We start from the raw sequence: 22879 nt of genomic DNA, 5'->3' as shown, positions 1-22879 counted from the left end.
GATGTCCGGGGCGGATCAGCCCTTTTCGAGAGCGATTGATATGCAAACAGCCTCCCCACCCAAAGGCACGGGCCCGCTGCAAAAACGCGAAGCGCGTTTGGCGTGGTCGTTGCTGTTGCCCACAATCTCGATCGTCTCGCTGGTCGTGATCCTGCCGTTGCTCGCGATTTTCTGGATCAGTTTCAAACCCATAGGCTTGGCGGACCTGCGTCCACCTGCCCCCATTCTGCGCGAGAGCCTGCGCGGCTCGGGCGACGAAATGCGCATCGAATATCGTCTTCGCAACTCCAGCCAGGATGTGGAACTTACAGGTGTCACAATCCGCGACGAGATCCCGCCGGAGGTCGTTGTGACGGGCGCGCTTCCCGAAATGTGCAGCTTGTCCGGCGCGGCGTTGAACTGTGATCTGGGCACCTTGCCCGCGCGCTACAACGAGCGTTTGCGCATTCCGGTGATGCTCGCCGATGGCATGAGCGAAGACGCGGCCGAAGAGGCCGTCGAGGGGTCAGAGCCAGCGCTGACGGGCAGCGGCTCCTCGATTCTCACCAACGCAGAATTCACCCTCGAGAACTTTGCCCGGATCTTTAACGGCGAAGAGTTCTGGACCGTGATCTGGGTCACCATTTTCTACACGGTGTTTGGCACATTGGGCGCCATCATCATGGGCCTCTTTGCGGCCATGTTGCTCAACAAGAGCTTTCGCGGACAGGGCATCCTGCGCGGGCTTTACCTGTTTCCCTACGTCGCCCCGGTCATCGCTGTGGCCTTTACATGGGTGAACCTCTTTGACCCCTTCTCGGGCTCGGCCAATGCGCTTTTGTTGCAGATGGGAGTGACGTCTGAGGCAATCAACTTCTTTGGTCAGCGCCCGCTGGCCCTCATTATGGTCACGGTCTTCGAGATCTGGCGGTATTTCCCGCTGTCGTTCCTGTTCATCCTTGCGCGGATGCAAAGCATCGACAGCGATATGTATGAGGCGGCGGATATGGACGGGGCGTCGCCGTTCCAGAAGTTCTGGTATCTCAGCCTGCCGATGCTTTTGGGGATCTTGTCTGTCCTGTTCCTGCTGCGCTTCATTTGGACGTTCAACAAGTTCGACGACATCTTCCTTTTGACAGGCGGCAATGCCGGGACGCGCACGTTGACGGTGAATGTCTACGAGCAGGCCTTTGCCGTCTCCAATATCGGTGCGGGCGCAGCGGTGGCTGTGGTCATCTTTGCCTGTCTCATCGGGTTCAGCTTTTTCTTCTTCAGGTTCATCAGCCGAGAGGAAGGTCTATGAGACATCTACGCTACGGCTATGTCACCGGCCCTTTGATTGGCGCTTTGTGGCTTTTCATTCTGGCCACGACGACAGCCATCACAATGTCCTTTGCGACGGGGGATGCGTTCCGGCCTGTTTTGACAATCTCGCTTGTGATCGGCGCGGCGCTTGGATTGATCGCGGTTTTGGAGATAGGCGAGAAGGCCCGGCTTGGCGCGATTTCGATCCTGACCTTTGTCACCACCTATGCAGGCATCGGCCCGATGGCCATGCAGAGCAGCCTGACCACTGAGATCTTCGCCGCGGTGTCGCTGGCGCTGATCATGGCCTGGTCGAGCCTGGCGATCATGCGCGGTGCGCCCTTTGGCGCTATGAGCCGACACGAAATGGAGGAGGCCTGGATCCGCTTCCTGACGGGTTTTGGCTATATCTTCTTTACGGCCATTGTCCTGATCCCCTTCTACGTCATGGTGATGACATCGCTGAAATCCCAATCGGCCTTGCTGCAAAACCCGCTCGATTTCTCGCTCGACTGGGGCAAGGGCTGGGGCTTGTTTCGCAGCTATGAGGAGCTCTTCCGCGACTTCAACTTTGGCACCTACATGTGGACGAGTTTCTACGTCTCCGTGCTCACGGTTTTCATTACCTTGGCCTTCTCCATCCCCGGCGCCTATGCGGTGGCGCGGTTACAGTTTTCGGGCCGCAAAGCGTTTTCCCGCTCAATCCTGCTGATCTACATGGTGCCCATGATCGTTCTGGCGCTGCCGATCTATATCGCGTTTTCGGTCACGGGGTTGCGCAACACTGTTCTGGGGATCGTGCTGATCTACCCGGTCACGACCATCCCTGTCGCGCTCTACATGTTGCAGGGCTACTTTCGCGGTTTGCCGGCAGAGGTCGAAGAAGCGGGGCTGATGGACGGCCTCAACCGCTTGCAAGTCATATGGAAAATCACCCTGCCTCTCGCCTTGCCGGCGCTGGCTTCGGTCTCGCTTTATGTCTTCATGATCGCCTGGAATGAGTTCCTGCTCGCGTTCATGTTGCTGGACGATCCCTCAAAGTTCACGCTGACCCGCGGGGTTGCGATGCTGAACTCTTCCGAAATCCCCCGCGAACATCTCATGGCCGGTGCTGTCATCGCGACAGTGCCTGTCATGGTGCTGTTTTTGGGGCTTGAGAAATTCATGACAAAGGGCCTGACAGCCGGGAGTGTCAAAGGATGAACACGATGAACGCCACACCTATGGATGAGCAAGCCCGGGCCATTCTGCGCGGCAACGATCGCGGCGGCTACACGGTGCCCACGGCCGGGCTCTACCCCTATCAATGGAATTGGGACAGCGCCTTCGCGGCCTATGGATTTGCCCATTTCGACATTCAGCGCGCCTGGACAGAGATAGAGACACTCTTTGACGGACAATGGGAGAACGGCATGGTGCCGCATATCCTCTTCCACAAGCCTGATCCGGGATATTTCCCGGGTCCGGATGTCTGGGGCGGCATTGGACCTGTTGCCTCCTCAGGGATCTCTCAGCCGCCCGTCGCGGCAAGTTTTGCAAAGCGGATGTTTGAGATGGACCCCGATGCGGGGCGCGCCGCGATCGCACGGCTCTTTCCCAAGATGAAACGGTGGCATCAATGGTTCATGCGCTGGCGGCTGGACCGGGGTGCTGTGTGCATCACGCATCCCTGGGAGGCGGGCCGGGACAATACGCCCGACTGGGACGGCGCCATGGCCGGGATCAACCCCGAAGGCGTCGGCGAGTACACGCGCCGCGACACAAGTCACGTAGATCCCGCGATGCGGCCCACGAAATACGATTACGATAGGTATATCTGGCTCGTGCAATTGGGGCGCCGCCTGCAATGGGACGAAGCGCAATTGCTCGACCAAAACCCGTTCCGTGTGGCTGATCCCACCATGACGTTCATCCTCCTGCGCGCGCACCGGGATCTTGCGGATATTGGCGCGCGCCTTGGTGAAGATATCTCTGACATCGAGCGAGACATCGCCATATTGGAAGCCGGGGCCGAAACGCTCTGGAACCCTGAGCTAGCCTGTTATGATGCGCGGGACGTGCGCTCGGGCAAATGGGCGGGCTGCGTGTCCAATGCGTCTTTCCTGTGTTGGTACGGCGGGATTGATCGGCCAGAGATGATTACACAATATGATCGCATTGCCGGGCTGTGCGACTACCCTGTGCCAAGCCATGATCCCTCATCCGACAGGTTTGACGCGAAACGATACTGGCGCGGCCCCACCTGGGGCATCATGAATGCCCTGATTGGCTTCGGCCTCACCGAGATGGGCCATGAGACGCGCGGCGCAGCGCTGCGCCAGTCCACGGCAAATCTCATCACGCGGCATGGCTTTGCGGAATATTTTGACCCGATCACAGGCGATGCTGCGGGAGGTGGGACCTTTACCTGGACCGCCGCTGTCTGGCTGGGCTGGGCCTCGCCGTCAAAAGGAGGCCTCTGATGGGCGCGATCCAGTTGAAGGCCGTCGAAAAATGGTTCGGCGATGTCCAGGTGATCAAGGGTGTCGATCTGGAGATTCATGATGGCGAGTTTGTCATTTTCGTGGGCCCGTCGGGCTGCGGAAAATCAACGCTGCTGCGCATGATCGGCGGTCTTGAGGAAACCTCACGCGGTGAAATCCTCATCGATGGCCGCGACGTGACGCCTGAGCCGCCTGCCAAGCGCGGCCTGACGATGGTGTTTCAAAGCTACGCGCTTTACCCGCATATGTCAGTGCGTGAAAACATGGGCTTTTCGCTCAAAACTGCGGGCGCACCCAAGGCGGAAATCGAGGAAAAGGTGAACCGCGCAGCAGCGGTGCTCAAACTCGAGGACTACCTCGAGCGCCGCCCCAAGGATCTCTCCGGTGGCCAGCGTCAGCGTGTGGCCATCGGGCGCTCTATCGTGCGCGATCCAACGGCGTTTTTGTTTGATGAACCCTTGTCCAATCTGGATGCTTCGCTGCGCGTCGAGATGCGATACGAGATTGCGAAGCTGCACCAGAACCTCGCCTCGACAATGATCTACGTCACCCATGATCAGGTCGAAGCCATGACATTGGCCGACAAGATCGTCGTACTGGAATTCGGCACGATTGCGCAGGTCGGGACGCCCCGAGAGCTGTATGAGCGCCCGGCCAACCTCTTTGTCGCGCAGTTCATTGGCTCACCAAAGATGAATGTGATGCCCTGCGCGACGCAGGCGGGTGAGGTCTCGCTCGCTGGTGGGCGCGGCATGGCTTATTCCGGCGCGCGCGCGGCGACCCATCTGGGCATCAGGCCGGAACATATCGAGGTTGGCCCGGCGGGCGATGGCGCGATTGATGGCACGATTGACGTGGTCGAATACCTTGGCGCGGATTGTTTCATCATTCTCGATTGCGGTGCCTTGGGTCAGGTGACGGTCCGGGTTTCGGGAGAAACGCAATTGGCACCGGGCGAGAGAGTGGGGCTTGGGTTCCCGGCAGAGCGGGTACACTTCTTTGATGCGGATGGTCTGGCCATCCGGTGACCCCGCGCGGCAAGTGTGACGACACGTCAGAGTGTTCTTCTCAACCTGTTTTCGACAGGCCCTGATTGAGATGGGATGGCGATTTTTGCGACAATGAAAATACGGGACGCCGCGTCATGGGATAGGCCGTGTTGGTCGGGAGACCCGGATGCGATGCTCAACGCCGCGCGATAGCGCACCGGCCTTTCGGCGGCACATCTGTCTTTCTTAGTCAAACAAATCAAATGGCGCCAAGACGCAGTCGGCGCATGACCATCGACACCGGTGGCACTTTTACTATCTCCGTTCCGAGACGCCCCGACAGCAGCGCGATCAGAAGCGCAAGTTCTGACAAGACAGACCCATGCGCTCTCACGCAGAGCAAACGCTAAAGACTGCGAAGAACGTCACACGGGCCGATGGGTGCCGCGTGAGGCAAGTCACAGCGTTTGCCACAGAAGCCCGGGCATGGCAGGCTCCCGCTCAAAACATTTGGGAAGAGGGACACAAGATGGCTGAGGTAAGCCTGACACCGGCGGGTGACGTGCTCACGATCACAAACGGCGCACGGCAGACGCGATTTCATGCGATTTGGCTGCGCGACAATGCGACAGACCCCGACACGCGCGCAGTCAGCAACGGGCAAAGGCTGATTACCTTGCGGGACGTGCCAGCCAATACCCATATCAGTGCAGCCGTTCCCTGCGGCGATGACATTGACCTTACGTTTGCGCCGGAAAACAAGACCATTCGCTTCGATGTCGCATGGTTGGAGCGCCATGCCTATGACAATGCGCAGCGCGCGCAGCGAGGCGCGCTGCCCGAGGGTGTGACCACTTGGGACAATACGCTGCAACATGACGTGCCCGTGGAAGAGTACAGCGCGCTCACACAGCGTGGAGCTGCCCTGCGCGATTGGCTGGGTGAGATCACGCGGCTGGGCTTTGCCAAGCTCAGCGGTGGCCCGCGGCGCGAAGGCGCGCTCTTCGATGTCGTGGATTTGTTTGGCTATGTGCGCGAGACAAATTACGGACGCCTTTTTGAGGTAAGAACCGAGGTGAACCCGACCAATCTGGCCTACACGGGATTGGGCCTGCAGGCCCATACCGACAACCCCTACCGCGATCCTGTCCCAACGGTTCAAGTGCTCTATTGCCTCGAAAGCTCTGCGGCGGGCGGGGAGAACATGGTCGTGGATGGTTTTGCCGCCGCCTTGCGCTTGCGAGAGGAAAACCCCGCCTATTTCGACGTTCTGGCCGACCATGCCGCGCGCTTTGAATTTGCGGGCGAAAAAGGGGTGTGCCTGAAGGCCCGCAAGCCGATGATCGAGCTGGACCCGGATGGCACTTTGCGCGCCGTGCGGTTCAACAATCGCTCCATGGCCGCGCCGACAGATATTCCCTTCGAGAAAATGGCCCTCTTCTATGAGGCCTACCGGCGGCTTGGCGAAATCATCGATGATCCGCAGATGGAAGTGACCTTCCGGCTGGAGCCCGGCGAGGCCTTCATCGTGGACAACACGCGGGTGCTGCATGCCCGGAAGGGCTATTCCGGCACGGGGACGCGCTGGCTTCAGGGCTGTTATGCGGACATGGACGGGCTGCGCTCGACCTATGAGGCCATGATACACGCCGCCGCTGCGGAGGGAGCCGCATGAAGCAAGCTGACGTCACGCTGACACGGGAGACAATCGTTGCGTTCCTGGGATCCATCTTTGATCGCCGTGGCGCGGAGGAATATCTCGGGGAGCCCGTCAATATGGGCCAGCACATGCTGCAAGGGGCCACCATGGCCGAGCAGAGCGGACAATCCGAGGAGATCATCGTCAGCGCCTTGCTGCACGACATCGGGCATTTCACGAGCGAATTCGGCACATTCAGCATGAATGACACCGAAGACCGGCATCACGAGGACGCGGGCGCTCAAGTTCTGGAACAGTTTCTGCCCAGCGTCGTGACCGATTGCGTGCGCTACCATGTGGCCGCCAAACGCTATCTTTGTGCGACGCGGCCCGAGTATGCCGCGCGGCTCTCGGAGGCCTCCGTGCATTCGCTCAATCTGCAAGGCGGCCCCATGACGGCCGAGGAAGTCGCCGTCTTTGAGCAGAACCCCAATCTCGAGAAGATCATCGCCGTGCGCTATCTTGATGATGCAGGCAAACGGCCGGACATGGAAACGCCGGACTTTTGGCACTTTGCCCCGATGATCCAGCGTCTGGTAGATGCCCATGCGCAGGATCTCAGCGTCAAAACGCAAGGCTGAGGCTCAGGCCTCACGCCACTCCCCCGGGCGCAAACCACCCAGATGCCAATCGCCCACTTGTGCACGGATGAGACGCAGGGTCGGGTGGCCCACGTGGGCCGTCATACGACGCACCTGTCGGTTCTTGCCTTCCGTGATTGTCAGCTCCAGCCAGCAATCGGGCACGGACTTGCGAAACCGTACGGGCGGGTCGCGCGGAAACAAGGGGCTTGGCGCCTCCATGCGGCGCACTTTGGCGGGACGCGTCTTGCCGTCCTTGAGGACAACACCGCGCCGCAGCGCCTCCAAAGCCGCGTCATCGGGAATGCGCTCGACCTGGACCCAATAGACCTTGGACTTTTTGAATTTCGGACTGGCGATGCGCGCTTGCAGCTTGCCATCATCGGTCAGAACCAAAAGCCCCTCACTGTCGCGATCCAGCCGCCCCGCCGCATAGACTTTAGGGACATCAATATAATCCGCCAGCGTCGGATACCCCGAACCCTCGTCGGTGAATTGCGACAGGACTCCGAAAGGCTTGTGAAACAGGATCACACGGGGCTTCATGAGCGCCGCTCCGCGAAAAACTGCTTCAAGAGAGACGCAGAGGCCTCCGCGCCAATCCCGTCATAGATCTCCGGCACATGATGGGCCTGCGGATGCGAGAAGACCCGCGCACCATGGGCCACCCCCCCGGATTTGGGGTCGCTCGCGCCGTAATAGAGCCGCGCAATTCGCGCCGCAGCAATCGCGCCTGCGCAAATCGTGCAAGGCTCAAGCGTGACATAAAGATCAAAGCCGGGCAGTCGTTCTGAACCAATTGCTGCACAGGCCGCGCGCAGAACCAGAACTTCGGCATGCGCCGTGGGATCAGACAATTCCCGGGTCCGATTGCCCGCTTGCGCAACGATGCGCCCGTCCGGCGACACCAGCACAGCCCCCACAGGAACTTCGCCACGTGCTTGCGCCGCGCGCGCCTCGGCAAGCGCCAGGTCCATATGTGAGCGAAAGGTCATGTCTTCTCCTGCATGCTTGTGCCCTGACGCGCAAGCGGGTAGCGAATGGGCAACGCTCTTGCCAGAGAGCGCGGCGCATGCCCAAGCTGAAAAATGGATTGCAACGATGTCCCAACAGACGCCTCCCGGAGACCGCATTGCCAAGGTGCTTGCCCGGCTGGGTGTGGCCTCGCGCCGCGAAGCCGAGCGTATGATCCTTGCAGGGCGGGTTTCCGTGAATGGCAAGGTGATCGAACGCGCGGCACTCAACGTCACGGACAGGGATCGGATCGCGGTTGATGGCAAGGAATTGGGCGAGAAAGAACGTGAGCGGTTGTGGCTTTATCACAAGCCCTCGGGTCTGGTAACGACGACGAGAGATGAGCAAGGCCGCCCCACGATCTATGACGATCTGCCCGAAGACCTGCCGCGCGTGATGAGTGTCGGGCGGCTGGATTTGAACTCTGAAGGCTTGCTCCTTCTGACCAATGACGGCGGAATCAAACGCCGCCTTGAGCTGCCGTCCACCGGTTGGCTCCGCAAATACCGCGTGCGTGTCAATGGCCGGCCGACCGATGCCCGCCTGGAGCCCCTGCGCACTGGCATCACCGTGGACGGGACCAACTTTCAGCCCATGGTCGTCACTCTCGATCGCCAGCAAGGGGCCAATGCCTGGCTGACCGTTGGCCTGCGTGAAGGCAAAAATCGCGAGATCCGGCGCGCCATGCAGGACATTGGCCTCAATGTGAACCGCTTGATCCGTGTCTCCTACGGGCCGTTTCAACTGGGTCAACTCAAACCCGGCGACGTGCAGGAAGTGCGCGGCCGCGTGCTGCGCGATCAGCTGGGATTGGAAGGGGCCAAGCCCGACCGCCCCAAGCCCGTGCGCCGTCGAAAATGAGTCTTTGCGCAGCGCTTTCCCCCTAAAACCCAGCCGCGCGGTTCTTATGTAGGCATTGATGGGCAAGAGACTGCCGATCCGGGCTGGCAAGCTTTCGTGCCATAGGCTAGCCTGATCAAAGGGACTACGCGGGGGCGGACACGACATGTCGAGACTATTGCTACTGTTGTTGGTGGCGGGTGCCGCACTGGCGGTGGTCAGCATGGTCGTTGCGCTGTCGAGCAAAAGCGCCGCTGGCGCGGAGCGCGCCCATCCGCGCCTCAATGCAATTCAGAAAGTAGCCTACGCCGTTCTCATCGCGGCGATGTTTGGCGTCGCCTCCGGCGCGTTGGGAGAAGGGTGATGGCGCAACGCTACGGCGGCAAATATTCACCCGACGGCGACAGGTCGTCTTCGGCATCCGCGACTGGACCTGCACGCCCACGGAGCCGGGCCCGCGTCAGTCCGGTGGGCGCACGTTCTAATATTTTGTTCATTCCCGCGATTGTGCTGATTGCGACAACCTTCTGGGATGGCGCCAACAGCCTCGCCATTGGTCTTTTGGGCGCAGGCGTCTGGACCATTGCCGCATGGCTGACGCGCGAAGGCCTCAAGGCGGAAGACGCCTATCACGCCCGCAAAGTGGCCAAGCGGCCCGCCATCCCGCGCAAGATTTTCGGCGCGGGCCTCGTGGGCGTGGGGACATTTCTGGCCGCCAGCGCGCACGATGTGTCACTGAGCGCTGCGGCGCTCTACGGCATCATCACCACAGCGCTGCACATCACGGCTTTCGGGCTGGACCCGCTGCGCGACAAGGGCGCGGAAGGGGTCGACCAGTTCCAACAGGACCGCGTCGCAAAAGTTGTCGATGAAGCAGAAGCCTACCTGCGGGAGATGGCCGACGCCGTGCGCCGCGCGCAGGACCGCCAGGTGGAAGCCCGCGTCGAGCGTTTTGCGGGCAGCGTGCGGGAGATGCTGCGCACCGTCGAAGAGGATCCGCGCGATCTGACGGCGGCGCGGCGCTATCTCGGCGTCTACCTCATGGGGGCGCGAGATGCGTCCGTCAAATTCGCCGACATCTTCGCGCGCTCGGGTGATGCCAAGGCGCGCAGCGATTACATGATGCTGCTCACGGATATGGAAGAAAACTACATCGCCAAGACGGCCAAATTGCTCTCCGACAGCAATGCTGATCTGGCGATTGAAATTGACGTATTGCGCGACCGTTTGAGCCGCGAAGGCGTGCGTCTGGATTGATAACGCGTAAGGGGAAAACCAATGGGTGAGAATGTTCGTCAAAAAGCGGCCGAAGCGCTGGCCATGGTCGAAGAAGTGAGTGCAGTGGTTCTGCCGGAGCCATCGACTGAGATCGTACCGCTGGCCGCAGCGCCCGCCCCCGTGGGCAGCGAAATCAAGAAGCGCATGGATGAGATTGACATGGCCGACACGCAATCGATCGTGTCGTTTGGCTCTGCTGCTCAAGCCGAGCTTCAGGAAATCTCGCAGGCCATGCTGCAGGACGTGCGCAACAAGGACGTTGGCCCGGCAGGCGACAGTCTGCGCGGTATCGTCACCACGATCCGTGGCTTTTCCGTCTCCGAGCTGGATGTGCGCCGAGAACGCTCCTGGTGGGAAAAGCTCATCGGGCGCGCAGCCCCTTTTGCCAAGTTCACTGCGAAGTTCGAAAAGGTGCAGGGCCAGATCGACAATATCACGGAAGACCTCCTGCGCCACGAGCACGTCCTTTTGAAGGACATCAAATCGCTCGACATGCTCTACGAGAAAACCCTCGCCTTCTATGACGAGCTGGCGCTCTACATCTCGGCCGGCGAAGAAAAGCTACGCGTGCTGGATGAAGACACCATCCCCGCCAAGGACGCCCAAGTGCAGGCCGCGGCCGAGAACGATCAGGTCATGGTGGCGCAAGAGCTGCGCGATCTGCGCGCCGCGCGCGATGATCTGGAACGCCGGGTCCATGACCTCAAGCTGACGCGGCAGGTCACAATGCAATCGCTGCCCTCGATCCGTCTGGTGCAGGAAAACGACAAGAGCCTCGTAACCAAGATCAACTCGACGCTGGTCAACACAGTTCCCCTTTGGGAGACGCAGCTGGCGCAAGCCGTCACGATCCAACGCTCCGCCGAGGCCGCTGCCGCCGTGCGCGACGCCAATGACCTGACCAACGAGCTGCTGACGTCCAACGCCAAGAACCTGCGCGACAGCAACAAGATGATCCGCGAGGAAATGGAGCGGGGCGTCTTTGATATCGAGGCCGTCAAACAGGCCAATGCCGATCTGATCGGGACCATCAACGAGAGCTTGCAGATTGCCGACGAAGGCAAGGCGCGCCGTGCGGCCGCCGAGGAAGAGCTCAAGAAGATGGAAGCCGAGCTGCGCGATACGCTGGCGTCGGCCAAAGCGCGCCGCGACGGCGTGGGTGACACGGCCGCCACTTCCGTTCCGCGTGCCTGATTGACCCGCAGGACTTGGCATAGGCATCTGGGCGCGCTGGCGGCAACGCTGGCGCTCTCGGGCTGCCAGATATTTCAGAACGTTGATCCCGTTCCGGTGCCGCCCGAGCGCCCGGCGGCGCTTGTGCCGCCGCCACCGCCCCCTGCCCCCACAGTGGTTCGGCCCTCGGCCCAGTCTCAGGCCCTGGCGAGCTATTTTACCCGGCTGGAAGCCCGCCTCGTCGCGCAAGGCCTGTTGCGCACTGATGGCGGCGGGGTCGATACATCCTACGATGCCCGCATTCTCATGGAGAATTTCGAGCGCATTGCCTTCTACGATGAATACCAGCGGGGCGCAGGGCTTACGGCGGCGCGTGGGGAGATCGGGCGGCTCAAGAAATGGAGCGTCCCCATTCGGTTTGGCGTCGAGTTCGGCGCGCGCGTGCCGGAAGAAACCCGCGCCGCAGATCGCGCGGAGGTCGCGCGGTACGTGGCCCGGCTCGCCCGTCTGACGGGCCACCCCATGAGCCTTGATGATACCGCGCCCAATTTCCATGTGTTGTATATGTCAGAGGACGATGCCCCCGCCCTACCCGGTCGCATCCGCGCAATTGTACCCAATATCAACGAAACGGCGCTCAACATCTTTCGTAACCTGCCGCGCGATATTCATTGCCTCGTGATTGCCTTTTCCGGCGCATCGGGCAGTTATGATTACGCGCGCGCCATCGCGCTCATTCGGACAGAGCACCCCAATCTGCTGCGCCGCTCCTGCGTTCACGAAGAGATCGCCCAAGGGTTGGGGCTGGCCAATGACAGCCCGCTGGCGCGCCCCTCCATCTTCAATGACGATGATGAGTTTGCTCTGCTGACATCCCACGACGAGAAATTGCTGCGCATTCTCTACACCCCCGCATTGCGCCCGGGCATGAGCCTGCAAGAGGCCCGCCCGATCATCCGGCGCGTCGCTGCTGAGCTGATGGGCGAGACAGACAGCTGACACACACCGCGCCGCAACCCCGGCGCACCAGACATGCAAGGCCCAAAAACGAGGGCAAGGAGACCACCATGGGTATTTTCGATTTTCTGTCCGGTGAATTCATCGACGTGATCCACTGGGTCGATGACTCGCGCGATACAATGGTCTGGCGGTTTGAACGCGAAGGCCACGAGATCAAATACGGCGCCAAGCTGACGGTTCGCGAGGGTCAGGCCGCGGTCTTCGTGCATGAAGGCCAGCTGGCCGACGTCTTCACCCCGGGTCTCTATATGCTCGAGACCAATAACATGCCCATCATGACGACGCTTAATCATTGGGACCACGGATTTCGCTCGCCCTTCAAATCCGAGATCTACTTCGTCAACACCACCCGCTTTCAAAATCTCAAATGGGGCACGAAAAACCCTGTCATCTGCCGCGATCCCGAGTTTGGTCCCGTGCGCCTGCGCGCTTTCGGAACCTATAGTGTCCGCGTCACCGATCCCGCGCGCTTCCTCGTGGAGATCGTGGGCACCGACGGCGAGTTCACAATGGACGAGATCTCCTACCAGATCCGCAACATCATCGTGCAGGAATTCTCCCGCACCATCGCCCGGGCCGGGATCCCCGTGATGGACATGGCCGCCAACACCCGCGAATTGGGCCAGCTTGTGGCGCGCGAAATCGAGCCGCAGCTGGCACAATATGGCCTCTCGCTCCCGGAGCTTTATGTCGAAAACATCTCCCTGCCGCCTGCGGTGGAAGAGGTGATGGACAAACGCTCTTCCATGGGTGTGATCGGCAATCTGGGCGAATACATGCAGTTCCAAACCGCCGAAGCGCTTGGGCGCGATGGTGCAGGTGCTGGCGCGATCCAGGCAGGCATGGGTGCGGCCATGGGAATGCAAATCGCCAATCAAGCCAGTGGCCCCTGGAGCGCGGTCAACGCCGCGCCACAACCCGCGGCGATCGCCCCGCCCCCGCCCCCGGTGGAGCATGTCTGGCACATCGCTGAAAACGGACAGACCACGGGCCCCTTTTCCAAGGCCAAGCTCGGGCGCATGGCTGCCGAGGGAGAACTCACGCGCGAGACCTATGTCTGGACAGCCGGACAGGACGGCTGGATGCGCGCCGGAGACGTCATGGAACTGGCGCAGCTTTTCACCATCCTGCCGCCCCCGCCCCCCGGTGCCTGACCACACGGGCAAAAAGCGCAGGAACCCACTCTTCTTTTGTCCTCAAATACCTTGGGGGAGACGCCCGCCACGCGGGCGTCGGGGGCAAAGCCCCCAGCTGACATGACATAAACCGCACAATGCCAGATCACACATGACCCTGCCTGCCGAGAGCCCGATCACCGAACATCGCTTCCCCTGCGATCAATGCGGCGCGGATTATCGGTTCGATCCTGAAACCAACGGCCTCATATGCGATCATTGCGGCAACGCAGCTTCGATCGAAGCGGGGCCCTGGGCGGGACGCGCGATCAAAGAGCTCGACCTCGCGGAAGCGCTCAATGCCGATCTTCCGGACTTCGAAATGGAGGAAACGCGGGTCTCCTCCTGCCCCAATTGTGCGGCACAGGTCGAGTTTGATCCGCATCTGCACGCGAGGGAATGCCCCTTCTGCGCTACACCAGTTGTCGTTGATACCGGCACCCATCGTCACATCAAGCCGCGCGGGCTCTTGCCCTTTGCCCTCGATGAGCGCGCCGCGAAATCGGCCATGTCGGAGTGGCTGGGCTCGCTCTGGTTCGCGCCCAATGGCCTGCAGGACTACGCGCGCAAGGGGCGCAAGATGCAGGGCATATACGTGCCCTACTGGACCTTCGACGCTGAGACGAAATCACGCTACGCAGGCGAGCGCGGCACGGTCTACTACGAGACGCGCACGGTGACCCGAAATGGCAAGCGCGAGCGTGTGCAGGTGGCCAAGGTGCGCTGGCGCCGTGTCTCGGGACGTGTGGCGCGGTTTTTCGACGATGTGGTCGTGCTGGCCTCCCGCTCACTGCCCAAACGCTTCACCGATGGGCTGCAGCCATGGGATCTGACGGCCATGGAGCCCTATCGCCCGGAATTTCTGGCGGGCTTTCGCGCCGAAGGTTATCAGGTGCCCCTCGATGAGGGATTTACCGAGGCCCGCGCCATCATGGACGCCACCATCGCGCGCGATGTGCGCTTTGACATCGGCGGAGATCGCCAGCGTATCCACGACATCGACACGCGCCTGAGCGATGTCACGTTCAAGCACGTCTTGTTGCCGGTCTGGCTCGCCGCCTACAAATATCGCGGCACGACCTATCGCTTTGTCGTCAACGGGCGGACAGGCCGGGTTCAGGGTGAGCGGCCCTGGTCCACGCTAAAGATTACACTGGCCACCCTGGCCGGACTGCTCATTGCAGCCATCATCGGCTACACAATCGCGCTTCAAAGTTGAATCCTGCAAAACTGACTGTCGCGGAAATAACTATGGAAACTGGCGCCCCGCCCCCTCGACGCGGCGCCAGAGCCCTCCCGTTGGCCATTGAGCGCTCAATTTCACGGTTCGACAACAAAACAAACACGCCGTGCTCCCTTTGTCTGTTGTCATGCCTATTCTAGCCAATGCCACAGTCCCTGTCTTTGACATGCCGCAACTTCGAATGCGCCTTGCCAATTCGCTCAACGCACATCATGTTTGCGCAAACATTTTTGAGGGGTTTATTGCGATGATCCTGTGCTGCGGTGAAGCGCTTATCGACATGTTGCCGCGCGAAAGCGCTGAAGGGGATCTGTTTCTGCCAGCGGCAGGCGGTGCTGTGTTCAATACAGCCATTGCCTTGGGCCGGCTTGGTGCGCCTTCCGGCTATTTTGGTGGCTTGTCAACAGATCTCTTCGGCCAGCAGCTTTGTGCGGCTCTTGACGCATCCAATGTGGATCACGCGCTTTGCCCGCGCAGCGCAGCTCCCACGACGCTGGCTTTCGTGACCCTCAAGGACGGTCACGCGACATATGCGTTTTATGATGAGAACACCGCAGGTCGCAGCCTCACGGAAGCAGATCTCCCGATTTTGCCCACATCCACAGGCGCGCTTTTCTTTGGTGGGATCTCGCTCGTGTCCGAACCCGCCGCAGATACCTACGCCGCTCTGTGCAGCCGCGCCGGATCGCGGCTTGTCATGATCGACCCCAATATCCGCCCTGCCTTCATCACGGATGAGGCGCGCTACCGCGCACGATTGACCGAGATGCTGGCCCATGCCGATGTCGTGAAAGTGTCCGATGAAGATCTGGATTGGATCACTGGAACAGACGATCCGCGGGGTCTCCTGGCCTCCGAACAGGGCCCTGCCGTGATCCTGATGACCAAAGGCTCCGAAGGGGCCACGGCCTATTTTGCGGACGAGACCCTCAGCCTGCCTGCACAGACAGCGCAGGTCGTCGACACCGTTGGTGCAGGAGACACATTCAACGCGGGCTTTCTTGCGGGCCTTGCGCAGGCGAGCGCTCTGAGCCGCTCCGCCCTGACAGCGCAGACGGTCCGACCGGCCATGGAGCTGGCCATCAAGGCCGCCGCGGTGACTGTATCTCGCGCCGCGGCCAACCCGCCCTGGGCCCATGAGCTGGCCTGATGCGGGCCCTGTTGCAGAGGGTCACAGAGGCGGCTGTCCGGGTCGATGGCGACGTCATTGGTGAAACAGGTCCGGGCCTATTGATCCTTGTCTGCGCCATGCAGGGCGACACCGATGCGACGGCTGAAAAGCTGGCCGCCAAGATCGCGAAACTCCGCATCTTCACCGATGAGGCAGGCAAGATGAACCGCTCCGTTTTGGATCAGGGCGGCAGCGCGCTCGTTGTCAGCCAGTTCACATTGGCGGCGGACACCTCGCGCGGCAACCGCCCCGGGTTCTCGGCGGCCGCACCACCGGCGGAGGGGGAACGCCTCTACGGCCTTTTCGCCCAACACTTGGGAGCGCTTGGCATCCCCGTTCAAACCGGCCAGTTTGGCGCGGATATGAAAGTGTCACTCATCAATGACGGCCCTGTCACGATCTGGATGGACACAGACGCCCTCTGAAATCCCATCGGAGCGCCTCACGCTCGCGTGAGCTGACGCAGGGTGCCTGTGCGCTTCTGCGGAGTCACAATCCCCCATCGCGCACCCATTTCCTTGGGGAAAGGAGTGAACCGATGCTCGACACATACGCAATCCGCCAAGATGATATGCCGCAAGAGATGCGGTTTCTCTTGGATCGCTATCCACGCGATACATGGGAGGCTCATCCCGGCTTTCGCGAAAAAACCAAACACTGGCTTGGTGCGCATCAGATGTTTCGCCGTCTGGCGGAACGCGTTCGGCTGGATAGCGAAGGCGTGCTCAACAAGGACATCGGCCTTGATGAGTATGCCGATCGCTTGTCTCGCTTTGGCGGCGCTTTGGTGGGGAACCTGCATGGTCATCACGGCTGGGAAGATCACAGCTATTTCCCCGAACTCTCTGCGGCGGACCCTCGGTTTGACGCAGGCCTGGAAATTCTGGAGGCCGACCATGCCGAGCTTGACCGTGTGCTGGACGATTTCACACGCGCAGCCAACCGCATGATCAAGCTGACCTCTCTGGATGAGGCGCAGGCCCACGAGGAAGCAGCCGTCGTCCATGCCACGAGCGAGGTTATCGAGGCCTTTCTTAAAAGGCACTTGAGCGATGAAGAAGACCTGGCGGTGCCGATCATCTTGCATCACAGGCTCAGAGGGTGAGACTGACGTCATGACCAAAGATGTCTCAACCCAAGAAGATCAGGCCCAAGCGCCTGCGCGCCGCGCACGAGGCGAATTCGTGCGCGGCGTCAGCGGCTTTCGCCATGCCCTTGGAGACGCAGACTTTCCTGCGGTCCCGGGGCGCTATCATCTCTTTGTCGCGCTCAATTGCCCGTGGTGCCATCGGGTGACGCTCGCGCGCAATGTTCTGGGTCTGCAGGACAGCATCACCCTGGACGTGGCCTTCCCGAACCGGACCGGCGAGGACGATCCGCGCGGGCCCAATCTTTGGGAATTCTCGCCGGAACGCGTCGCCACCTTGACTGGGGCCCCCTTGCCCGAATGCACCCGCGAGACCGGCACCGGGCGCGGTCTGCGTCTGGCAAAGGACATTTACGCGGCAGAAGGATCCGAGGAGCAATCCGTCCCGATCCTCTATGACAAGATCGCCAAGCGCATCGTCAGCAACGAGAGCGCGGACATCATCCGGATGCTGGATCTCCACGCGAGAGCTTTGGGCAGCACCCTGCCCCAGAGACCGCGCCTGCGCCCGAATGATCCCACCCTCATCGCTCAGATCGATGCGTTGAACGCGCAAATCTACACGACCATCAACAACGGCGCCTACAAGGCGGGGTTTTCGTCAGATCAGGCGGTCTACCAGAGCGCGTTCGAGGCCTATTTCGCGACATTGGCCGCGTTGGAAGACAGACTCTCGGATGGCCGCCCCTTCCTGACGGGTGATCGGTTTACCGAGGCTGATCTCAGGCTTTTCCCAACCCTCTACCGGCATGATCCCGTGTATTATCTGCGCATGAAACTCAACGGCGCACATATTCTGGATTACCCGCATCTGTGGCGCTGGCTCTGTCGGGTCTATGGGATGGACAATGTAGCGGAAGCGGGCTCGCTTATCCACTGCCGACAAGGATACTTCGGGCGCAGCTGGAACGGGGTGGTCCCTCTGGGACCGACGCATCCGACGCCCTATCCAGAGGCTTACGCGCATCCTGAATTGGCGCGCGGCTGAGGCCTATGGCTCGCGCAGCGCCTCGCGGGATTTGTAGAGCGGTTTGAGCAGGTATTGCATCACCGTGCGTTCGCCTGTGTGCAGCTCGACCTGGGCCTGCATGCCGGGCCGGATCTCGACCTGCGCCTGACGATCCGAGAGCGAGGACATATCCACACGCAGCGTCACCTTGTAGTGCGGATTGCCATCGGGCGCCGAGGAGCGTTCATCGCGGAAGGTATCTGCGGAGATGAAATCCACCCGCCCCTTGAGCGCGCCAAAGATCGTATAATCATAGGCCGAGAGTTTGACCGTCGCCTCTTGCCCGGGGCGAATATTGGCGATGTCGGATGGCGCAACGCGCGCTTCGACAAAGAGCTCTTCATCCAGCGGCACGATCTGCAGGATTTCCTCGCCCGGGCGCACCACACCGCCGATGGTCGTGACCGAGAGCTTGTTGACCACACCGTGGAGCGGCGAGCGCAGCACAGTGCGATTGAGCTGGTCCTGAGACGACTTGAGGTTCTGGCGCAGTGTCGCAATTTCTTTCAACGTGTCGGAGAATTCCTGCGCGCGCTTGAGCTCCGCCTGTGTGACCACTTCGTCATACCGGATCTTGGCATCCGCATGGGCCTTGCGCGCGCGGGTCACCTCGATGAGGGCCACGACCTCTTTATCGAGCATGTTCTCCATCAGACGCAGCTCGCTGCTGGCCTGCGTAAGCACGCGCTCTGCCCCTTCGCGGCGCGAGATAAAGTCAGATTGGCGCGCTTGCAAAAGTGCGCGCTCAGAGGCCACGATATTGGGCATCCGTGCCGCAAGCGCGGGCGGGACGATGAAATCAAACTGCCCGGCGAGTTCTGCTTCCAGACGCAGCCCGCGGATCTCCAGCGCAGCGATCTGATCGCGCAGATCATCCACTGAGGATTGAAACTGCGTCGCATGCAGCCGCGCGAGAATGTCCCCGCGCATCACCTCATCGCCTTCCTTGACGAGCAATTGCGAGAGGATTCCGCCCTCGAGGTTCTGGATGATCTGGGGCCGGGAGGACGAGATAATTGCCCCCTCTGCCCGCACGATCTCATCAATCCACGCATTGGCCGCCCAGAGAATGAAAACCCACACGGTCCCGGCGCAGAGCCAGATCATCATGGAGGGCCCCGACAGGCGGGCGTTCAGCTGGGAGACGAAATTCGTGGAGGCTGTGCTCATGCGGCGGACACCTTGGCTTGAGTGAGATGTTGCAGCACTTGTTCACGCGGACCATCAACAGCCAGACGGCCATTTTGCAGAACGAGGGTCCGGGTGGCGATTTGAACGATGGGCATGCGATGGGTCGCGATGACGGCGGTGCGCCCCTCAAGCCATGTGTCGAGCCGGGAGATCAGCGTTTTCTCAAGCGTGGTATCGAGCGCTGCCGTTGGCTCATCGAGCAGACACACGACAGGGTCTTGCAGCCACAGCCGCGCCCAGCCGATGGATTGGCGCTGGCCATTGGACAGGCCCACACCGCCATCTGCAATCTCCAGATCAAGGCCCTGCGGATGATTGCGCACGAAGGGGCCAAGGCCAGCAAAATCAAGCGCCTGCATGAGCCGTGTGTCATCCTGCTCCAGCATCGTCAGGTTGAGATTGTCCCGCAATGTCCCTGCAAACAGGCGCACGTCCTGACCCAGATAGCCCACCAAACGGCGGATATCCTTGGGCGCGATCTGGCCCATATCCGTCCCGTCGAGCAGGATGCGACCGGTCCTGGGAGCGCAGAGCCCCGCCAGAACTTTCAGGAAGGTCGACTTGCCGGTGCCATTGGGCCCCAACACGGCCAGGCGCTGGCCGGGGCGAATGGCAAGGCCCGGAATGTCCAACACAGGGCGGCCTTCATCGTCATAGCCGAAGGTGATCTCATGAAGCTCAAACGCACCGTCAATCGTTTCGCGGCGCAGGTAGCTGCGGCCATCGACCTCGTCCTGTGGCGCATCGGCCACGCCGTCCAGCGCATCCAGCGCGGCCTTGACGTTGGACCAGCGCGCGAGCGTATTGGCCAGCTGTGTGAGCGGCGCGAGTGTGCGCCCCGTCAGAATGCCAATCGCGATGATCGAGCCCACGGTGAGCTGGCCTGCGAAGACCAGGAACGTCCCCGCGATCACGGCGCCCACATAGGTCGCTTGCTGCACGCCCTGGCTCCAGAAGGTGAGCGCGGAGGCCAGCTTGCGCTGATCCGAGCTCTTGAGAGTTTGCAACGCTGTAAGGTCCGACCACATGCGGCGAATGCGATCCTCGCCGCGTTGCGTTTTGATTGTCTCCAGCTCGCTGACGCTCTCCTGAAGCAGACGCGAGACTTTTGTTGATGCGCCCTGCATCTCTTGGGTTAGCCGGATCATGCGGCGCTGCAACAGGAAGGATGGCAACACCATGAGCAACCCGCCTGCAATCAGCACCCAGACCACAGGCCCCCCGATGGAGGCCACGATCAACAGGAAGATAAAGAGGAACGGAATATCCGCCATGGCGCCAACGGCAGAGGCTGTGAAGAACTCGCGCACCGAGCCAAACTCGCGCATGGCCGTGAACAACTGCGAAGGCGAGCGCCCTGCGGTATCGACACGCATCCCGATCAGGCGGTCCATCAACAGGCCCTGAACCTTCATCTCGATCTGCCGCCCGGCCCCGTCGATCAGACGCGCGCGGGCGATGCGCAGCCCCGCTTCCAACAACAGCGCCAGCCCCGCGCCAATGGCCAGAACCCAAAGCGTCGCCGTCGATTGATGCGGGATCACCCGGTCATAAACCTGCAGCGAAAAGAGCGCGACGGCCACAGCCAGCAAATTGGCCACCATCGAGCCCAGCACGATCTCCACGAAAAACCGGTAATGGGTTGTGAATGCGCCCCAGAACCAGTGTTTGCGCGCCGGTGCCGCGCCATGGGCCGCGTTCAGATCTTCAAGCTTTGGCTCGATCTGGATGAATTGGCCCGTGAAAAAAGGCTGGAATTCCAGCAAGGACACGGTGGCGCGTTTGTCCTTCTCAGAGGCGTCATAGATCGTCAGCGTATCTGCGTCTTGCGACAAAACGAGGACCCATTGGCCCGATGACATCTCCGCCAGGGCAGGCCAAGCCCCCGCGTCGAGACGCTGATCGCTCTGGACATGCGCCACAAGACCCGCCGCCGTGATGGCACGCCCGTAAGCGTTGGCTGAGGGCGATTGCCCTTCGGGCACGTCAGGGACCAGAGCCTGCATGACATCCGTGACAGAGGCATCACTACCGATGAGCCGCGCATAGACGCGCACGAGGTCGGCCCGGCGGCGCATCCGGGCTTGATGTGGGGTTTCCTTGGCCCGGGGTTGCACTTTGCGGGCGGTGTCCGTCACCGCATGCAGCATGGCCCGGCCAGAGGCCAGAAATCGTCGGGGGGTGTCGGCCACATGTGTCAAATCAAACCTCCATCCGCGAGAATTCCGAGCGCGCGGGCCTTGTCGATCCGCAAACGCTCCAGCTCAAATGTCTTCGTCACAACGCTCTCGGATTGGCGCGCCCATGTCTCGTAGACGCCGACCACATCCATGACCTGCCGCGCGCCGCCTTTGTATTGCGACTGGAAGAGATCGAGATTGGCCTTGGCCTGCGTGGCCAAAGTGCGGGCTTGCATAAGCTGTGCGCCAAGTCCGGCCATCTGCTGATCCAGCGCGGCGATCTTGCGATTGGCGTCTTCGCGGGCCTGCGCCACGCGGCGGGTGGCGGCGTCACGCTCGGCATCAATCGCCTTGAGGCTCGCACCTGTGCCGATGCCGAAGAACGTATCACCCCCTGCGGTAATCGCGCCCGAGCTGTTGTTTGCCGTGAGCGTTCCCCGGGCCGACAGCCCCGGCAGATGCTGGGCGCGCGCGACGGTGGCTTGCGCCACAGCCAGATCGCGCTCGGTCTCGGCCAGAAGCACCGAGAGCGGCACGCGGCCGCCGCCCGTCACCCGAAAATCCGGAACGCCGGATATGCCACTGACCGGTGCGCCCGCCATGGCAGCAAGCTCCGCCTCTGCTGTGCGAATAGCGGCCTGCGCGCTGCTTTGTTGCGCCCGGATCTCAGCCAGTTTCTGGCGGATCACATTGAGGTCGGACATGTCCGAAATGCCACCCTTCACGCGCTCGTTCATGATCCATTCAAAATGGCCCATATCACTGAGCGAGCGTTCGGAAATCGCGCTGCGCGCGCGCCCTTCCTCAGCGGCCAGAAAGAGGCTCAGCGCATCGTGCACGCGGTCATTGCTGTCCTGGCTCAGCGTAACGGCGGCCTTCTCAACATCAAATCGCGCGTAGTCACGCTCGGCCCGCTTGCGACCATTGTCGAAAAGCACCTGCTCCACGACAAGCGACGTCACGAAATCACCCAGCGAAGACAATGAGATCGACGGGCCCAGCTGCGGCAACCAATTGTATTTGGCCGCTTGCGCCCGCAGATGCGCGCCGCGCAATTCCGCTTCCGCAATCCGCGACGAGGATGTCAGAACAGCCCGCGCCACCTTGTCGTAAGACGAGCCCTTTGGCAGGATCGAGCGCCGCTCCGCCAAATCTTCGATGATCGGTGAGGCCGTCCCATCGGGGCGCTGGGTGGCGCGTTCGGTCTCGCTGAGCGCGGCCTGCGCAGCGGCGTCGTTTGAGAGCACCTGTCCGGGGTTTTGCAGGAAGCGCGAGACCGATGCGCCTGCGCCCTCGGACCCATCGCCTGTCGGCAAGCACCCAGCCAGCGCCACACATGACACCGCAAGCCCTGCCTTTGAAATCGTACGCCACCTCATTCTGCGCCTGCCCTTCCGCGCAA

At 61.3% G+C, this 22879-nt stretch carries 22 protein-coding genes; 17 read left to right on the top strand and 5 right to left on the bottom strand.

What is annotated here, in order from left to right; all coding sequences use genetic code 11:
* Positions 1-40 precede the first annotated feature (40 nt).
* The 6 genes from ACP15S_RS01985 (at position 41) to tmpB (ending at position 7036) form a co-directional block, all read left to right on the top strand.
* On the top strand, positions 41-1282 hold the full coding sequence (locus ACP15S_RS01985; RefSeq protein WP_425037901.1) for a carbohydrate ABC transporter permease: 1242 nt from the start codon (positions 41-43) through the stop codon (positions 1280-1282).
* The gene (locus ACP15S_RS01980) at positions 1279-2487 is read left to right on the top strand and encodes a carbohydrate ABC transporter permease (RefSeq protein ID WP_425037900.1); all 1209 of its coding nucleotides are present in this window, start codon (positions 1279-1281) and stop codon (positions 2485-2487) included. Before ACP15S_RS01985 ends, ACP15S_RS01980 begins: the two co-directional genes overlap by 4 nt.
* A gap of 5 nt (positions 2488-2492) precedes the next feature.
* Positions 2493-3746 carry an MGH1-like glycoside hydrolase domain-containing protein gene (locus ACP15S_RS01975; protein ID WP_425037899.1) on the top strand — a complete coding sequence of 418 codons (1254 nt, stop codon included), beginning with the start codon at positions 2493-2495 and terminating at the stop codon, positions 3744-3746.
* Positions 3746-4795 carry an ABC transporter ATP-binding protein gene (locus tag ACP15S_RS01970; RefSeq protein WP_425037898.1) on the top strand — a complete coding sequence of 350 codons (1050 nt, stop codon included), beginning with the start codon at positions 3746-3748 and terminating at the stop codon, positions 4793-4795. Before ACP15S_RS01975 ends, ACP15S_RS01970 begins: the two co-directional genes overlap by 1 nt.
* A gap of 490 nt (positions 4796-5285) precedes the next feature.
* Entirely contained in the window at positions 5286-6431 is a 1146-nt protein-coding gene (gene tmpA / locus ACP15S_RS01965) for a 2-trimethylaminoethylphosphonate dioxygenase (RefSeq protein ID WP_425037897.1), read from the top strand.
* Positions 6428-7036, top strand: coding sequence for a (R)-1-hydroxy-2-trimethylaminoethylphosphonate oxygenase (gene tmpB, locus ACP15S_RS01960; protein WP_425037896.1), 609 nt, complete (start codon positions 6428-6430; stop codon positions 7034-7036). The genes tmpA and tmpB overlap by 4 nt, the downstream gene beginning before the upstream one ends.
* Before the next feature lie 3 nt (positions 7037-7039).
* On the opposite strand, the gene ACP15S_RS01955 is transcribed toward tmpB, so the two are convergent.
* Together ACP15S_RS01955 and ACP15S_RS01950 are read right to left on the bottom strand one after the other, a co-directional pair.
* On the bottom strand, positions 7040-7582 hold the full coding sequence (locus ACP15S_RS01955) for a pseudouridine synthase (RefSeq protein WP_425037895.1): 543 nt from the start codon (positions 7580-7582) through the stop codon (positions 7040-7042).
* Complete coding sequence (locus ACP15S_RS01950) at positions 7579-8031, bottom strand: nucleoside deaminase (protein ID WP_425037894.1); 453 nt, start codon at positions 8029-8031, stop codon at positions 7579-7581. The genes ACP15S_RS01955 and ACP15S_RS01950 overlap by 4 nt, the downstream gene beginning before the upstream one ends.
* Before the next feature lie 106 nt (positions 8032-8137).
* Here ACP15S_RS01950 and ACP15S_RS01945 point away from each other — a divergent pair, with 106 nt between their 5' ends.
* The 11 genes from ACP15S_RS01945 to ACP15S_RS01895 all read left to right on the top strand — a co-directional run bounded on the left by ACP15S_RS01945 (position 8138) and on the right by ACP15S_RS01895 (position 18085).
* Positions 8138-8911 carry a pseudouridine synthase gene (locus ACP15S_RS01945; protein ID WP_425037893.1) on the top strand — a complete coding sequence of 258 codons (774 nt, stop codon included), beginning with the start codon at positions 8138-8140 and terminating at the stop codon, positions 8909-8911.
* 145 nt (positions 8912-9056) lie between these two features.
* Positions 9057-9254: a hypothetical protein gene (locus ACP15S_RS01940; RefSeq protein ID WP_425037892.1), complete on the top strand. Its 198-nt coding sequence runs from the start codon at positions 9057-9059 to the stop codon at positions 9252-9254.
* Positions 9254-10147, top strand: coding sequence for a 5-bromo-4-chloroindolyl phosphate hydrolysis family protein (locus ACP15S_RS01935; protein WP_425037891.1), 894 nt, complete (start codon positions 9254-9256; stop codon positions 10145-10147). The genes ACP15S_RS01940 and ACP15S_RS01935 overlap by 1 nt, the downstream gene beginning before the upstream one ends.
* Positions 10148-10168: 21 nt before the next feature.
* Positions 10169-11362, top strand: a complete 1194-nt coding sequence (locus tag ACP15S_RS01930; RefSeq protein ID WP_425037890.1) for a toxic anion resistance protein — start codon at positions 10169-10171, stop codon at positions 11360-11362.
* The gene (locus tag ACP15S_RS01925; protein WP_425037889.1) at positions 11363-12340 is read left to right on the top strand and encodes a DUF2927 domain-containing protein; all 978 of its coding nucleotides are present in this window, start codon (positions 11363-11365) and stop codon (positions 12338-12340) included. It abuts the gene before it with no gap.
* Positions 12341-12408: 68 nt separating this feature from the next.
* A complete protein-coding gene (locus ACP15S_RS01920; protein WP_425037888.1) occupies positions 12409-13515 on the top strand; it encodes an SPFH domain-containing protein in 1107 nt (368 codons plus the stop codon).
* 133 nt (positions 13516-13648) lie between these two features.
* Positions 13649-14755, top strand: coding sequence for a primosomal protein N' (replication factor Y) - superfamily II helicase (locus ACP15S_RS01915; RefSeq protein ID WP_425037887.1), 1107 nt, complete (start codon positions 13649-13651; stop codon positions 14753-14755).
* A gap of 271 nt (positions 14756-15026) precedes the next feature.
* Positions 15027-15929, top strand: a complete 903-nt coding sequence (locus ACP15S_RS01910) for a carbohydrate kinase family protein (RefSeq protein WP_425039634.1) — start codon at positions 15027-15029, stop codon at positions 15927-15929.
* Positions 15929-16375 carry a D-aminoacyl-tRNA deacylase gene (gene dtd, locus ACP15S_RS01905; protein WP_425037886.1) on the top strand — a complete coding sequence of 149 codons (447 nt, stop codon included), beginning with the start codon at positions 15929-15931 and terminating at the stop codon, positions 16373-16375. Before ACP15S_RS01910 ends, dtd begins: the two co-directional genes overlap by 1 nt.
* 113 nt (positions 16376-16488) lie before the next feature.
* Complete coding sequence (locus ACP15S_RS01900) at positions 16489-17055, top strand: hemerythrin domain-containing protein (RefSeq protein ID WP_425037885.1); 567 nt, start codon at positions 16489-16491, stop codon at positions 17053-17055.
* Positions 17056-17065: 10 nt separating this feature from the next.
* Positions 17066-18085, top strand: a complete 1020-nt coding sequence (locus ACP15S_RS01895) for a glutathione S-transferase C-terminal domain-containing protein (protein WP_425037884.1) — start codon at positions 17066-17068, stop codon at positions 18083-18085.
* A 3-nt stretch (positions 18086-18088) separates the two neighbouring features.
* Here ACP15S_RS01895 and ACP15S_RS01890 read toward each other — a convergent pair whose 3' ends face one another.
* From ACP15S_RS01890 to ACP15S_RS01880, 3 genes are read right to left on the bottom strand one after another with little or no spacing between them, the layout of a single operon-like run.
* Complete coding sequence (locus ACP15S_RS01890) at positions 18089-19276, bottom strand: HlyD family type I secretion periplasmic adaptor subunit (protein WP_425037883.1); 1188 nt, start codon at positions 19274-19276, stop codon at positions 18089-18091.
* A complete protein-coding gene (locus tag ACP15S_RS01885; RefSeq protein ID WP_425039633.1) occupies positions 19273-21447 on the bottom strand; it encodes an ATP-binding cassette domain-containing protein in 2175 nt (724 codons plus the stop codon). The genes ACP15S_RS01890 and ACP15S_RS01885 overlap by 4 nt, the downstream gene beginning before the upstream one ends.
* A 47-nt stretch (positions 21448-21494) precedes the next feature.
* Positions 21495-22856, bottom strand: coding sequence for a TolC family protein (locus ACP15S_RS01880; RefSeq protein ID WP_425037882.1), 1362 nt, complete (start codon positions 22854-22856; stop codon positions 21495-21497).
* Positions 22857-22879: the final 23 nt, after the last annotated feature.

The organism is Primorskyibacter sp. S187A, assembly GCF_049800955.1.
Lineage (GTDB): Bacteria > Pseudomonadota > Alphaproteobacteria > Rhodobacterales > Rhodobacteraceae > JAKVBH01.
This window is presented reverse-complemented; position numbering and strand designations above follow the sequence as displayed.

Coding starts and splice junctions, on each gene's coding strand:
- ACP15S_RS01985 (WP_425037901.1), top strand. CDS start 41: ATGCAAACAGCCTCCCCACCCAAAGGCACGGGCCCGCTGCAAAAACGC.
- ACP15S_RS01980 (WP_425037900.1), top strand. CDS start 1,279: ATGAGACATCTACGCTACGGCTATGTCACCGGCCCTTTGATTGGCGCT.
- ACP15S_RS01975 (WP_425037899.1), top strand. CDS start 2,493: ATGAACGCCACACCTATGGATGAGCAAGCCCGGGCCATTCTGCGCGGC.
- ACP15S_RS01970 (WP_425037898.1), top strand. CDS start 3,746: ATGGGCGCGATCCAGTTGAAGGCCGTCGAAAAATGGTTCGGCGATGTC.
- tmpA (WP_425037897.1), top strand. CDS start 5,286: ATGGCTGAGGTAAGCCTGACACCGGCGGGTGACGTGCTCACGATCACA.
- tmpB (WP_425037896.1), top strand. CDS start 6,428: ATGAAGCAAGCTGACGTCACGCTGACACGGGAGACAATCGTTGCGTTC.
- ACP15S_RS01955 (WP_425037895.1), bottom strand. CDS start 7,582: ATGAAGCCCCGTGTGATCCTGTTTCACAAGCCTTTCGGAGTCCTGTCG.
- ACP15S_RS01950 (WP_425037894.1), bottom strand. CDS start 8,031: ATGACCTTTCGCTCACATATGGACCTGGCGCTTGCCGAGGCGCGCGCG.
- ACP15S_RS01945 (WP_425037893.1), top strand. CDS start 8,138: ATGTCCCAACAGACGCCTCCCGGAGACCGCATTGCCAAGGTGCTTGCC.
- ACP15S_RS01940 (WP_425037892.1), top strand. CDS start 9,057: ATGTCGAGACTATTGCTACTGTTGTTGGTGGCGGGTGCCGCACTGGCG.
- ACP15S_RS01935 (WP_425037891.1), top strand. CDS start 9,254: ATGGCGCAACGCTACGGCGGCAAATATTCACCCGACGGCGACAGGTCG.
- ACP15S_RS01930 (WP_425037890.1), top strand. CDS start 10,169: ATGGGTGAGAATGTTCGTCAAAAAGCGGCCGAAGCGCTGGCCATGGTC.
- ACP15S_RS01920 (WP_425037888.1), top strand. CDS start 12,409: ATGGGTATTTTCGATTTTCTGTCCGGTGAATTCATCGACGTGATCCAC.
- ACP15S_RS01915 (WP_425037887.1), top strand. CDS start 13,649: ATGACCCTGCCTGCCGAGAGCCCGATCACCGAACATCGCTTCCCCTGC.
- ACP15S_RS01910 (WP_425039634.1), top strand. CDS start 15,027: ATGATCCTGTGCTGCGGTGAAGCGCTTATCGACATGTTGCCGCGCGAA.
- dtd (WP_425037886.1), top strand. CDS start 15,929: ATGCGGGCCCTGTTGCAGAGGGTCACAGAGGCGGCTGTCCGGGTCGAT.
- ACP15S_RS01900 (WP_425037885.1), top strand. CDS start 16,489: ATGCTCGACACATACGCAATCCGCCAAGATGATATGCCGCAAGAGATG.
- ACP15S_RS01895 (WP_425037884.1), top strand. CDS start 17,066: ATGACCAAAGATGTCTCAACCCAAGAAGATCAGGCCCAAGCGCCTGCG.
- ACP15S_RS01890 (WP_425037883.1), bottom strand. CDS start 19,276: ATGAGCACAGCCTCCACGAATTTCGTCTCCCAGCTGAACGCCCGCCTG.
- ACP15S_RS01885 (WP_425039633.1), bottom strand. CDS start 21,447: ATGCTGCATGCGGTGACGGACACCGCCCGCAAAGTGCAACCCCGGGCC.
- ACP15S_RS01880 (WP_425037882.1), bottom strand. CDS start 22,856: ATGAGGTGGCGTACGATTTCAAAGGCAGGGCTTGCGGTGTCATGTGTG.